Source organism: Methylobacterium nigriterrae, from assembly GCF_037106235.1.
Classification (GTDB): Bacteria; Pseudomonadota; Alphaproteobacteria; order Rhizobiales; family Beijerinckiaceae; genus Methylobacterium; species Methylobacterium nigriterrae.
On the sequence record NZ_JBAWTG010000001.1, the window covers coordinates 227,270 to 239,628 of the forward strand.

At 71.6% G+C, this 12,359-nt stretch carries 13 protein-coding genes; 10 read left to right on the forward strand and 3 right to left on the reverse strand.

Annotated elements, in window-relative coordinates; translation table 11 throughout:
• The first annotated feature begins 394 nt into the window (after positions 1-394).
• Complete coding sequence (locus WDW90_RS01065) at positions 395-1,279, forward strand: hypothetical protein (protein WP_336485395.1); 885 nt, start codon at positions 395-397, stop codon at positions 1,277-1,279.
• Between the two features lie 147 nt (positions 1,280-1,426).
• Positions 1,427-1,843 (forward strand): hypothetical protein, encoded by a 417-nt coding sequence (locus WDW90_RS01070; protein WP_336485396.1) that lies wholly within the window; start codon positions 1,427-1,429, stop codon positions 1,841-1,843.
• Between the two features lie 130 nt (positions 1,844-1,973).
• Here WDW90_RS01070 and leuB read toward each other — a convergent pair whose 3' ends face one another.
• Positions 1,974-3,083 (reverse strand): 3-isopropylmalate dehydrogenase, encoded by a 1,110-nt coding sequence (gene leuB, locus WDW90_RS01075; protein ID WP_336485397.1) that lies wholly within the window; start codon positions 3,081-3,083, stop codon positions 1,974-1,976.
• A gap of 81 nt (positions 3,084-3,164) precedes the next feature.
• Positions 3,165-4,127 carry a polyprenyl synthetase family protein gene (locus WDW90_RS01080; protein ID WP_336485398.1) on the reverse strand — a complete coding sequence of 321 codons (963 nt, stop codon included), beginning with the start codon at positions 4,125-4,127 and terminating at the stop codon, positions 3,165-3,167.
• A 141-nt stretch (positions 4,128-4,268) separates the two neighbouring features.
• Here WDW90_RS01080 and mtgA point away from each other — a divergent pair, with 141 nt between their 5' ends.
• The 5 genes from mtgA to WDW90_RS01105 all read left to right on the forward strand — a co-directional run bounded on the left by mtgA (position 4,269) and on the right by WDW90_RS01105 (position 8,559).
• Positions 4,269-4,949 (forward strand): monofunctional biosynthetic peptidoglycan transglycosylase, encoded by a 681-nt coding sequence (gene mtgA, locus WDW90_RS01085; protein ID WP_336485503.1) that lies wholly within the window; start codon positions 4,269-4,271, stop codon positions 4,947-4,949.
• Between the two features lie 196 nt (positions 4,950-5,145).
• The gene (locus WDW90_RS01090; RefSeq protein WP_336485399.1) at positions 5,146-6,153 is read left to right on the forward strand and encodes a cytochrome-c peroxidase; all 1,008 of its coding nucleotides are present in this window, start codon (positions 5,146-5,148) and stop codon (positions 6,151-6,153) included.
• Between the two features lie 118 nt (positions 6,154-6,271).
• Positions 6,272-6,673, forward strand: a complete 402-nt coding sequence (locus WDW90_RS01095; RefSeq protein WP_336485400.1) for a hypothetical protein — start codon at positions 6,272-6,274, stop codon at positions 6,671-6,673.
• Entirely contained in the window at positions 6,571-7,869 is a 1,299-nt protein-coding gene (locus WDW90_RS01100; RefSeq protein ID WP_336485401.1) for a methyl-accepting chemotaxis protein, read from the forward strand. Before WDW90_RS01095 ends, WDW90_RS01100 begins: the two co-directional genes overlap by 103 nt.
• A 99-nt stretch (positions 7,870-7,968) precedes the next feature.
• The gene (locus tag WDW90_RS01105) at positions 7,969-8,559 is read left to right on the forward strand and encodes a hypothetical protein (protein ID WP_336485402.1); all 591 of its coding nucleotides are present in this window, start codon (positions 7,969-7,971) and stop codon (positions 8,557-8,559) included.
• 110 nt (positions 8,560-8,669) lie between these two features.
• On the opposite strand, the gene WDW90_RS01110 is transcribed toward WDW90_RS01105, so the two are convergent.
• Positions 8,670-9,911 carry an argininosuccinate synthase gene (locus WDW90_RS01110; protein ID WP_336485403.1) on the reverse strand — a complete coding sequence of 414 codons (1,242 nt, stop codon included), beginning with the start codon at positions 9,909-9,911 and terminating at the stop codon, positions 8,670-8,672.
• A gap of 170 nt (positions 9,912-10,081) precedes the next feature.
• On the opposite strand from WDW90_RS01110, the gene WDW90_RS01115 reads away from it, so the two are divergent.
• From WDW90_RS01115 to WDW90_RS01125, 3 genes are all read left to right on the forward strand, one after another.
• Positions 10,082-10,708: a 2-hydroxychromene-2-carboxylate isomerase gene (locus tag WDW90_RS01115; RefSeq protein WP_336485404.1), complete on the forward strand. Its 627-nt coding sequence runs from the start codon at positions 10,082-10,084 to the stop codon at positions 10,706-10,708.
• Between the two features lie 112 nt (positions 10,709-10,820).
• Positions 10,821-11,516, forward strand: a complete 696-nt coding sequence (locus WDW90_RS01120; protein WP_336485405.1) for a DsbA family protein — start codon at positions 10,821-10,823, stop codon at positions 11,514-11,516.
• A gap of 258 nt (positions 11,517-11,774) precedes the next feature.
• Entirely contained in the window at positions 11,775-12,347 is a 573-nt protein-coding gene (locus WDW90_RS01125) for a F0F1 ATP synthase subunit delta (protein WP_336485406.1), read from the forward strand.
• Positions 12,348-12,359: the final 12 nt, after the last annotated feature.

Consider the following 12,359-nt stretch of genomic DNA (forward strand, 5'->3'; position numbering starts at 1 on the left):
CTCTCCAACTCCGCTTGACCCCTCAACCCGGGGCAGCGCCGGCGCTCAGGCGACCATCAACGCATCCCGGGGCCTTCAGGCCGGGCCGCGCCCTCTCCGGGCAGCCGTTCGGCGAAGGCATCTCGACGCCCGGCAAGCGGGCGCACCCCCGACCCTGATTCACGATTACGCAGGTGGGTCTTCCGGGCGGCGAGAGCAAGACGCTCCGCATCCGCGCCTGTCAAGGGTGAAGATCCGGCAACGTCGACAATGCGGGCCGCAAGATTCGATTCACCGCAGCGGCAGAAAGGCCGGTCGCCGGAGCCTCGCGGCAACCGGATCGGAGGGGCCGGGCGCCAGCATGGCGGGAGAGAGACGGGGCGCAGTCCCGTCGCCCCGATGGCTGTGAGGCACCATGCACCGCGACCGCATCGAACCGCGCTTCGACGCCGATGAGGCGGATGACGCGCCCGAGACGCCGCGCGAGGGGAGAAGGCAGCGCCTCGGCGGCACCCCGCTCACCGGATCCCTCCTGCGCCTCGCCTGCGCGGCGGCCGTCATCGCCGGCATCAGCGTCGTCGCACGCGAGACCATGCGGGCGCAGCCACCGGTTCGCGCGCCGGAGGCGCCGCTCGGGCTCGCCTTCGTGCCGACCTCCGCCCTGCCGGTGCACCCGGCCGTGCCGGTCCTCGAGAACGGCCCGCGCTTCCGCCTGACCGGGACGGAGGCCGCCGATCCGGTCCGGACCGAGCCGGCGCGGCTCAGCCCGGCCACGGGCCTGCGCGAGACCGTCCTGTCCCAGGGCGAGTTCGCGGCGATCGAGGCGCCCCACCTGCGGCTGACCGTGACCGAGGGCGGGGGCGGCGAGACGGGCCCGGGCCTGTTCGTGACGATCGCCCGCCGCGCCGCTGACGGCCCCGGCCTCTCGGTCACCCGCACGGGCGAGCGCGGCCGGATCGACACGAAGTTCGGCGCGGTCGAGACCCTGGAGGCGACGCTCGTCGGCAGCGGCAGCCGCATCTGCACCGGATTCACCAGTCTCGAGGCAGCGCCCGCCCGGATCGACGGCTGGCTCTGCGCGCCGCTCGGCCAGCCACCCGAGCCCCGCGCCCTCGCCTGCGCGCTCGACCGGCTCATGCTCGACGGCTCGGGCGATGCCGCGATCGAGGCGGTGTTCCGCGAGGCGGACGGGCGGCGCGATCCCGGCTGCCGGCCGCCGCAGAGGCAGGCGACGGCGGCCGAATCCGCCGGTCAGACCGGCTCGATCTCGGTACAGCGCCGCACGCCCACGAAAAAATGAGGCGAATTTGGGGCGAAACGCGCAAGCTGGGCCGTGAGGCGGGAACAACGGCCGAGCTGGCACGTCATCCCCTCAGACACGCACCGGACACCGGACAATCTTAAACAGTCGGTGCCACGATCGCCCTCGATTTAAACAAGGTGCCTCATGCGCTCGTTCAAGATTGCCCTGATGGGTGCCCTCGCCGTGGCCGGTCTCGGCCTCTCCACCGCCGCCGATGCCCAGGGGCGCTACGCGCCGGGCGGATACTACCGCGTCAGCGGTCCGCTCCCGATCCGCATCCGCCCCCGCAGCTGGCTCGATGCCGGCAACGTGGTCGAGCCCGGCAGCACGGTGGCGGGCCTCGGAAACCCGGCCACGAACCCGCAGCTCATCGCGGCGTCGAACGCGCTGAACCCGGTCTGGGGCCGCAACGACCGCTTCGGCGCCGGCGCCCTGCCCGACCCGATCACCAACGGGCCCTTCATCGGCGCCCGCTCCTCGGCGATCCGCAACGTCGACTTTTCGGCGTTCGACGCGATCGACCCGACCTCCTACGTCTCGCGCTACGGCAACCCCTACTGAGGCGAGCCTCCGGGAATGCCGAAGGGGCGCCGTTCGGCGCCCCTTTCGTTTGTGCGGTGGCGGAGCCCGCACGTTCACGGGATCGGAGGCGCCTCCGCGACCCTTTGCGGGGCGGGAGTGTGCGCGACCCTCAGCCCACGCGCGCCTTCAGCGCCGCGATGACCGCCTCGCCCATGCCGGCGGTGCCGATTGCCCGAGCGCCGTCGCCCGCGATGTCCCTGGTGCGCGCGCCGCCGGCGAGCGCGTCGGTGATGGAACCGTCGAGGAGGTCGGCAGCCTCGCCGAGGCCGAAGGAGTAGCGCAGGCACATGGCGAGCGAGCCGATCATGGCGAGCGGGTTGGCGAGATCCTGGCCCGCGATGTCGGGGGCGGAGCCGTGGACGGGCTCGTAGAGCGCCTTGCGGGTGCCGCGCGCATCGACCGCCCCGAGCGAGGCGGAGGGCAGCATGCCGAGCGAACCCGTCAGCATGGCGGCCGCATCCGACAGGATGTCGCCGAACAGGTTGTCGGTCACCAGTACGTCGAACTGCTTGGGGCGCCGCACGAGCTGCATGGCGCAATTGTCGGCGAGCACGTGCTCGAGCTGCACGTCCGCGTAGTGATCGGCGTGGACCCTGGTGACGACCTCCTTCCAGAGGACGCCCGACTTCATCACGTTGTGCTTCTCGGCGGAGGCGACGCGGCCCGAGCGCTTGCGGGCGAGGTCGAAGGCCACGTGCGCGATCCGCTCGATCTCGGCGGTGGTGTAGACCTGCGTGTCGACGGCGCGCTTCGAGCCGTCTTCCAGGGTCGTGATCTCCTTCGGCTCGCCGAAATAGACGCCGCCGGTGAGCTCGCGCACGATCATGATGTCGAGCCCCTCGACGAGCTCGCGCTTCAGCGCCGAGGCGTCGGCCAGCGCCGGGTAGCAGATCGCCGGCCGCAGGTTCGCGAACAGGCCGAGATCCTTGCGCAGGCGCAGCAGGCCGGCCTCCGGACGGATGTCGTAGGCGACGCCGTTCCATTTCGGGCCGCCCACCGCCCCGAGCAGGATGGCGTCGGCGCCGTCCGCCCGCGCCAGGGTCTCGTCGGCGAGCGGTTTGCCGTGGGCGTCGATCGCGGCGCCCCCGACGAGGTCGGTCTCGGTCTCGAAGCGGGCGAGGCCCGCCTCGGCCAGCGCGTCGATGACCCGCTGCACCTGCGCCATCACCTCGGGGCCGATCCCGTCGCCGGGCAGGAGCAGGAGCTTGTAGGTGGTCATGGCGGCACTCATTCCGGGTTGAAACGCCGGGCGGCTGTATCGGCGCCGTCCGGGTGTTGGCAAGGTGTCGGCGGCCGCACCTCAGGCCTTGCGGGCCACCGTGAAGCGGGCGGCCTCCCGCAGGGTTGCGGCCCCGGCGCCCCAGCGGGACACCGCCTCCTCGCAGACGCCGACGAGCCGGTCGCACTCGGCGCGCGCCCCGTCGAGGCCGAGGCGGTCGACGAGCGTCGCCTTGCCGGCCTCCTTGTCCTTGCCGGTGGCCTTGCCCATCGCCTCCGGCGAGGCCTCGCGGTCGAGGATGTCGTCGGCGATCTGGAAGGCTTGGCCGAGCGCGAGCCCGTAGCGCAGGAGCGCGGCGCGCTCGTCACGGCCGGCGCCGCCGACGATCGCGCCGGCCTCGACCGAGAAGGCCAGGATGGCACCCGTCTTCATGGCCTGGAGCTGGAGCGTATCCTCGACGTCGAGCGAGACCGGGCCGAAGCGCCCCTCCGCCCCGAGGTCGAGGAGCTGGCCGCCCACCATGCCGCCGAGGCCCGAAGCCCTGGCGAGGCCGAGCACGAGGTCGGCCCGGATCGCGGCATCGGGCTGCCAGGCCGCGTCGGCCAGGATCTCGAAGGCCAGCGTCTGCAGCGCGTCGCCGACCAGGATCGCGGTCGCCTCGTCGTAGGCTCGGTGCACGGTCGGCTTGCCGCGGCGCAGGTCGTCGTTGTCCATGGCCGGCATGTCGTCGTGGACGAGGGAGTAGCAGTGCACGAGCTCGATCGCCGAGCCCGCCGCGAGCGCGCCCGCCTCCGAGCCGCCGAGCATGCGCGCGGTCTCGACCGCCAGGAACGGGCGCAGCCGCTTGCCGCCGCCGAGCACGGCATGGCGCATCGCCTCCATCAGCCGGGCCGGCCGGGCGATCTCGCCCGCGCGCGCCTCCGGCCCGAGCCGTTCGGCCAGGAAGGACTCGACCGCGTCCGCCACCGCGCCGAGCCTGTGGGAAAACGCCTCGGCCGAGGCATCCGCCTTGACCGGGGCGCGGGAAGCTTGCGTTGAGGTCATCGAGGGGCTCATCGGAACGTGGCCTTGGTGGGGAATGGAAGCGGCACGGTGGACAGGGAGGGCGATCGCGATGGGGAGCCGGACGGCGGCGTGACGCGCGCCGGCTCGGGCGGCACGCGCTCTCTCAGGCGGGTCGCGGGGATGGGGCGGCGCTGGCGGCCGCGGCGGATCGTCAACCTGATCCTGCTCCTGCCCATCCTGGGTCTCGTCCTCATGCTCATGCTCGCGCTCGTCTATAGCGCGGTGACGCCGCCCTCAACCCTGATGCTCGGGCGATGGTTGACGCGGCAGCCCGTGCAGCGCGAGGCCGTGGGGCTCGACGCGATCTCGCCGCACCTCGTGCAGGCGGTCGTCGCGTCCGAGGACCAGCGCTTCTGCGCGCATGACGGCGTCGACTGGGGCGCGCTGCGCACCGTCGTCGACGACGAGGAGGGACCGAGCCGCGGCGCCTCGACCATCACCATGCAGGCGGTCAAGAACGTCTTCCTGTGGCCGGGCCGCTCCTACATCCGCAAGGGCCTCGAGATCCCGCTCGCCGTCCTGGCCGACGCGATCTGGGGCAAGCGGCGGACGATGGAGATCTATCTCAACATCGCCGAGTGGGGGGAGGGGATCTTCGGCGCCGAGGCCGCGTCCCGGCACTGGTTCCGCAAGAGCGCGCGCGACCTGACCCGCAGCGAGGCCGCGCTGCTCGCCGCGACGCTGCCGAACCCGATCGCCCGCAGCGCGGGCCGGCCCTCGCGCGGCGTTCGGGCGGCCGCGGCCCGCATCCAGAGCCGGACAGGGCAGGTCGAGGGGCTGATGGGCTGCCTGAGGCGCTGATCGGGCGGAGATACAACTCAACTTAGGATGAAATCAGTCTCGATACCCACTATCAGAAGTACAGATCCATAATTACGGGCACCGACATGCATCTCTGAAGTATTAACCGAAAACATACACTCCTGCGCGATGGTGGATAATCAGCCGGATCGGATCGCGCCGATGCCGGCGGACGACCTCCTTCGACGAGGGGCCCATGAAACATGTCCTGGCCGGGGCGATCTTGGCCCTCGCGGGCCTCTGCGCCAGCCCATTCGCGGCCGGGGCCGATCCCGACGCGCTGAAGGCGCAGTTTCGGCGCCCGACCGCGATCCCGTTCCCCGAGGCGGCACCCTACTCGCCCCAGATGGCCACCCTCGGCAAGATGTTGTTCTTCGATCCGCGCCTGAGCGGCATGCAGAACATCAGTTGCGCGAGCTGCCATAACCCGTCCTTCGGATTCGAGGTGCCGGTGCCGGGCGCGATCGGCGCCGCGAACAAGCCGCTGCCCCGCAAGGCACCCACGGTTCTGAACGCCGCCTGGACTCCCGTCTTCTTCTGGGACGGCCGCGCGCCGAGTCTGGAGATCCAGGCCCAGGGGCCGATCACCGCCGATGTCGAGATGAACGGCAAATTCCCGGAGATCATCGCCCGCCTGAACCGGATCCCGGAATACAGGGCCCAGTTCGCGCAGCTCTTCCCGGGCAGCGGCGTCACGCAGGACAACATCCTGACGGCCATCGCCACGTTCGAGCGCACGGTGGTGTCGGGCTGGGCGCCGTTCGACCGCTGGGTCGAGGGCGAGGCCGACGCGATCCCGCCGGCCGCGCAGCGCGGATTCGCGCTGTTCACCGGAAAGGCAGGCTGCGCGGGCTGCCACACCGGCTGGAACTTCACCGACAACAAGTTTCACGACGTCGGCCTTCCGACCAAGGATATCGGCCGCGCCACGTTCGATCCGGACGAGCCGGCCGCCGCCTTCGCCTTCAAGACCCCGGGACTGCGCAACCTGACCTATCGCGGCCCCTTCGGCCATGCCGGCCAGTTCGCCGATCTCGACGCGATCCTGACCTTCTACGAGAGCGGCGGCATCGATCGCCCCTCCCGGTCGCCGCTGATGCGGCGGCTCAGCCTCAGCCCCGATGAGCACCAGGACCTCCTCGCGTTCCTGCGGGCGCTCACGGCGGACAGGACCGAGACGGCTCTGCCGAACCTGCCGAACTGAGCGCCCCTCCCGTCACCCCGCCAACGCCGCGACCCGTCACGCCCGCCTTCCGGACTACCGCATTTCGATCAGACACAAGATCCTCCTGCCCCTGCTCGCGTTTCTGGTCGCGGCCGGGATGCTCGCGGGCACGGTCGGCCTGCAGAGCCTGTCGGCCTTCGGCGCGATGACCGCCCTCACCGAGAGGACCATTGCGGTCGACGACGCGGCCCGGGGCGCGCGGGACGCTTTCGGGGCCGGCGATCAGATCCTCCAGCGCGTCCTCGCGATGACGGACTTCGTCGAGCCCCGGAAGGTCGAGACCGAGTTCTCGCGCGCCGCCGCGCGGCTCGCGGCCGATCTTGAGCGCCTCAAGGCGGCGGCCGCCTCGGAAGCGATGGAAACGCTCGCCCGGAAGACCGGCGCGGCCGCCGCCGAGTGGCGCGCCGACGCCGAGATCCTGCTCGGGATCCGGAATGCGGCGGCGATCCCCACCTCCGAGAGGCTTGGCCGCCACAGCGTCACGCTGCGGCGGCACTGAACGAAGCGATCGCGCTGGCAGGCGAGGAGGCCCGCAGCCAGATCGCCGGGGCGGGAGCGAGCCTCCGGGCGCAGGTCTGGTCGATCCTCGGAATCGGGGCGCTGGTCGGGCTCCTGGGCGCGGCCCTCGCCGTGCGGATCGCGGCTTCCGTCTCGAAGCCGCTCGTGCGCCTCGTCGCCGATGCGGGGCGTCTCGCCGCGGGCGACGTCAGCGTGACCTTCGTCGGTCTCGGGCGCCGCGACGAGATCGGCGGCGTCGCCAGGGCCATCGCGGGCTTCCGCGACGGCGTGGTGGAGCGGGCGTGCCTCGACGCGCGTTCGGCCGAGGAGCAATCCGCGCGGATCGAGCGCGGCCGCAGGGTCGAGGGTTACGTGCGGCTGTTCGAGGGTGAGGCCGGCGCGGCCCTCGGGCTCGTCGATCGGACGATCGACGGCGTGGCGGGCTCGGCCGATCGTCTCGGCGCGGTCGTGGGAGCGATGCGGCAGGAGGCGGATGGCGCGACCCGCGCCTCGGAGCGGACACGCTCGAACGTCGAGGGCGTCGCCGTTGCAGCTGGGCAGCTCGCCCGCTCGACCGAGTTGATCGCGGGGCGCATCGAGGAGGCCTCCCGCATGGTCGGCAAGGCCAACACCGATGCGCACGGGACGAGCCGGGCCGTGGCGCATCTCGCCGAGGCGGCACAGCGCATCGGCGACGTGGTCGGGCTGATCCATCAGGTCGCCGGTCAGACGAACCTTCTCGCCCTCAACGCGACCATCGAGGCGGCCCGCGCCGGCGAGGCGGGGCGCGGCTTCGCCGTGGTGGCCAGCGAGGTCAAGGTTCTCGCCAACCAGACCGCGCAGGCCACAGAGGAGATCGCCCGGCAGGTTGCGGGCATCCAGGCGGCCACGGGCGGCACCGTCGAGGCCATCCACGGCATTGCCGGGGCGATGGACGCGATCAACGCCATCGCGAGCGAGATTGCGGGCGAGATCGGGGAGCAGAAGCGGGCGACAGCCGAGATCAGCCGGAGCGCCGAGGCCGCGCGGCACCTGACCGCCGAGACCGGCACCGGGATCGACGCCACCGCGGAGGGAATCGGCCACACCGCGGAGGCAATCGACGGCGTGCGCCAGGCGGCGGGCGACGTGCATGCAGGCACGGCGCGGCTGCGCCAGGCCGTGCAGGATTTCGTCGCGAAGGTCTCGGCTGCCTGACCCTGCGCGACGCCTGCCCGTGTCGGATGCGGCCCGCACGGGTTCGCGTCCGCGCGAAATAGGGTAGTGAGCCTCACGGCATCGCGGGGCGCAGCTTGCATGAGCGGACAGGACATCGACGTCACCCTGGAGCGGATCGCGCTGATCCGCCGCCTGGTGGTGGCCTGGAATACCGGGGGGGAGGGCGCGCCGATCGTGCATCCGGACGCGCCCTACGGCAGCGCCGCCTGGGACGAGGACATCGCCAACGTCACGGGCGACGACGAGGGCGCGGCGGAGGAGCACCGGGCGGTGGGGGCGGCGCTCGCGGCCTTCGTGCGCCACGCGGTGCTGAAGCCCGGCCGCTACACCTACCACAACCCCCTGGAGAAGCTCGACACGCGCGATGTCGGCGACGTGTTCCGCGATGCCGGGACCGGCCGCTCGCCCGCCCAGATCACCTTCGACGTCACGGCCGAGCACCTGCGCCTGATCCCGCATCTCGCGGTCGCCTGGGACGAGGCGTGGGCCGTGCCGGCCGTCGACACGGCGCGGCCCTATGGCGGCACGGACCTCGCCGCGACGATGGCGGGGCATCTCGGCGTCGCGCCCGGCGAGACGGCTCGCCTCGACCGGCTGCACCACGAGATGCAGCCCGCGCTCCAGATCTTCCTGCGCTACGCCGATATCGCGCCGGGCCTGTACCGGTAGGGCGGAGCGTCCCGCAGCGCGACGCGCCTCTCCTCACCGCAGGGTGAGGGAGACCCGTCGCGTGTCAAAGACCTGCCGTCGCGCGCAGACGCGCGGCGGGCAGGCGCGCCTCAGCCGCCGATCTTCTTCTTCCGCTGGGCGAGCGTGCGCAGCCGCAGCGCGTTGAGCTTGATGAAGCCCGCCGCGTCGCGGTGGTCGTAGGCGACCGCGCCCTCCTCGAAGGTGACGAGGTCCTGGTCGTAGAGCGAGTTCGGGCTCTCGCGGCCGATCACGTGGACACCGCCCTTGTAGAGCTTGAGCCGGACCGTGCCGGTCACCTGCTCCTGGCTCCTGTCGATCAGCGCCTGCAGCATCTCGCGCTCGGGTGAGAACCAGAAGCCGTTATAGATGAGCTCCGCGTAGCGCGGCATCAGCTCGTCCTTGAGATGGGCCGCGCCCCGGTCCAGCGTGATCGACTCGATCGCCCTGTGGGCCGGCAGCAGGATGGTGCCGCCCGGCGTCTCGTACATGCCGCGGCTCTTCATGCCGACGAAGCGGTTCTCGACGAGGTCGAGCCGGCCGATGCCGTTGTCGTGCCCGAGCTGGTTGAGCCGGGCGAGGAGCGCGGCGGGCGAGAGCGCCTCGCCGTCGATCGAGACGGCGTCGCCCCGCTCGAAGCCGATCGTGATGATGGTGGGCTCGTCCGGCGCCTCCTCGGGCGACAGGGTGCGGGAATAGACGTAGTCCGGCACCTCCTCGGCGGGGTCCTCCAGCACCTTGCCCTCCGAGGAGGCGTGCAGGAGGTTCGCGTCCACCGAGAACGGGCTCTCGCCGCGCTTGTCCTTGGCGATCGGGATCTGGTGCTGCTCAGCGAAGGCGATGAGCGATTCGCGGCTCCGGAAGTCCCACTCGCGCCAGGGGGCGATCACGGTGACGTCGGGCTTCAGCGCGTAGTAGCCGAGCTCGAACCGGACCTGATCGTTGCCCTTGCCGGTGGCGCCGTGGCAGACCGCGTCCGCCCCGACCTTCTCGGCGATCTCGATCTGCTTCTTGGCGATGAGGGGGCGCGCGATCGAGGTGCCGAGCAGGTAGACCCCCTCGTACTGGGCGTTCGCCCGGAACATCGGGAAGACGTAGTCCCGCACGAATTCCTCGCGCAGGTCCTCGATGAAGATGTTCTCCGGCTTGATGCCGAGGAGCTCGGCCTTGCGGCGCGCGGGCTCGAGCTCCTCGCCCTGGCCGAGATCGGCCGTGAAGGTCACGACTTCACAACCATAGGTGGTCTGCAGCCATTTCAGGATGATCGACGTGTCGAGGCCGCCGGAATAGGCGAGCACGACCTTCTGCACGGGCTTCTTGTTCGAGTCGGACATCGGCTTCCGGGACTTCGGTTCGGACCAGATCGCGGCGGCTTATCGCGGTGGCACGCCGCCTGCAACCGGCGCGCCGGGCCGGACGTTCGTGAGACGCCCCCTTTCGCCTTATCGCCGACATGGTGCGGCGCGAAACGTCGGGACGGGACACGTTCCGGAGATTGCACGACATGGCGCGGCGGCCGACCCTGGAATTCTGGTACGAGTTCGCCTCCACCTACTCGTATCTCGCGGCCATGCGCGTGGAAGGGCTTGCCCAGGCGGCCGGCGTCGAGGTGCGCTGGCGCCCCTTCCTCCTCGGGCCGATCTTCGCCGCGCAGGGCTGGACCTCCTCGCCCTTCAACCTCTACCCGGCCAAGGGCCGCAACATGTGGCGCGACCTCGAGCGCGAGGCGGCACGCCTCGGCCTGCCCCCGGTGACGCGGCCGAACCCCTTCCCGCAGAACAGCCTGAGCGCGACGCGGGTGGCGACCTACGGGGCGGATCAGGACTGGCTGGTGCCCTTCTCCAAGGCCGTCTACGAGACCGCCTTCGCCAAGGGCCGGTCGATCGCCGAGCCGGCTTCGGTCGCGGCGATCCTCGACCGCCTCGGGCTCGACGGCACCCAGATCGTGAAGGCGGCCGCGAGCGAGGCGAACAAGACGCGCCTGCGCGTCTCCGGCGAGGAGGCGCGCTCGCGCGGCATCTACGGGGCGCCGACCTTCCTGACCGACGACGGCGAGCTGTTCTGGGGCAACGACCGGCTGGAGCAGGCGCTCGCCTGGGCGGCCGGCGAGCGCCCCGGCGGATTGCGCTGAGGCCGCCCGAGCCTTTCCGTCCCGACCCCGAGCCCTTCCGTCCTAACCCCGTTCTTTCCGTCCCGACCCATTGACGCTTAGAACGCATCCGCGCCCATCACGACGGATTGCCATGCAGATCGACCGACGCCGCCTCCTCGCCGCCGCCGCGGGCTTGGGGACCGCCCTGGGACTTGCCGGCGTCGCGGCCGCGCAGGGCTACGGCCAGACCTTCGCGGCGACGAACGACGATGGCAGGCCCATCGCCAACATGCGCCTGCCCGGCGAGATCACCGGGGAGATCCCGTCGCTGAAGGGCGTCACCTATCTCGGCCCGCGCGAGGCCGAGACCACGCTCTACGAGTTCTTCGACTTCAACTGCCCCTATTGCCGGAAGGCGGCCGCCGACGTCTCGGCGCTCGCCGCGAGCGATCCGGCGCTGCGCATCGGCCTCGTCCACAACCCGATCCTGTCGGTGCAATCCGCGCAGGCCGCGAAGGTGGCGCTCGCCGTCCAGCGCAAGCTCGGCTCGGCCGCCGCCTGGAACCTGTACGGGCAGCTCCTCGGGAAGCCCGGCCGCATCGACGGGCCGGCGGCGCTCGCGGTCGCCGGAAGCCTCGGCGCGCCGGCCTCCGAGCTCGAGGCGATCGCCGACAGCGAGGAGGTGCGCCTCGCCCTCAAGAGCCACATGCGGATGGCGGCCGATCTCGGCCTCTACGCCACGCCCTCGTACGTGCTCGGCAATACCGGGATCCTCGGCCATCCGGGCGTGCGCTCCCTGGCGCGGATGATCGCGTCCCTGCGCCGCTGCGACCGCATCGCGTGCTGAGATCCCCGCCTCACCTTCGCCACCGTTCACCATCACGCAAGCGGGTTTTCGGGGCCTGCCCAACGCCGGATCGCGGCGTCGGTTGCGTCGCCTTGCGCGCTTCCGGCTCCCATGCTAGGCGGTCGCCGCGTCGGCGGAGGGGGTTCCTGAGCGCTCCCGACGGGCCGGCACATTCCCAATACCCACGGTGCCAGTGCCGAACGCCGCCTCAGGCGTGATCCGGCCGGCACCACGGGCAAGGATAAGAGAGAGCGGCGGGTGGCGCAGAACGGTTCCGAAGCGGGTCCCCTGGTCGCGGGCGTAGCAGGCCGCTACGCCTCCGCCCTGTTCGAGTTGGCCCGCGACGAGCGTCAGGTCGACGCCGTCGCCGAGAGCCTCGACCGGTTCGACGCCCTCCTGAAGGAGAGCCCCGACCTGAGCCGCCTCGTCCGCAGCCCCGTCTTCTCCGGCGAGGAGCAGGCCGCCGCCCTCGGCGCCGTGCTCGACAGGGCGGGCATCTCGGGGCTCGCCGGCAACTTCATCCGCCTCGTCGCCAGCAACCGCCGCCTGTTCGCGCTGCCGGGCATGATCCGCGCCTTCCGCACCCTCGTGCGGGAGTCGAAGGGGATCGTCCGCGCCGAGGTGCGGGTGGCCGAGAAGCCCTCCGACGCGGTGCTGGAGGAGATCAGGTCCTCGCTCCGCGACGTCGCCAAGTCCGACGTCGACATCGACCTGCAGGTCGATCCGAGCCTGATCGGCGGCCTCGTCGTGAAGATGGGCAGCCGCATGGTCGACGCCAGCCTGCGCACCAAGCTCAACGGAATTCGCCTTGCGATGCGGGAAGCCCGGTAAGCGCGTCGGACG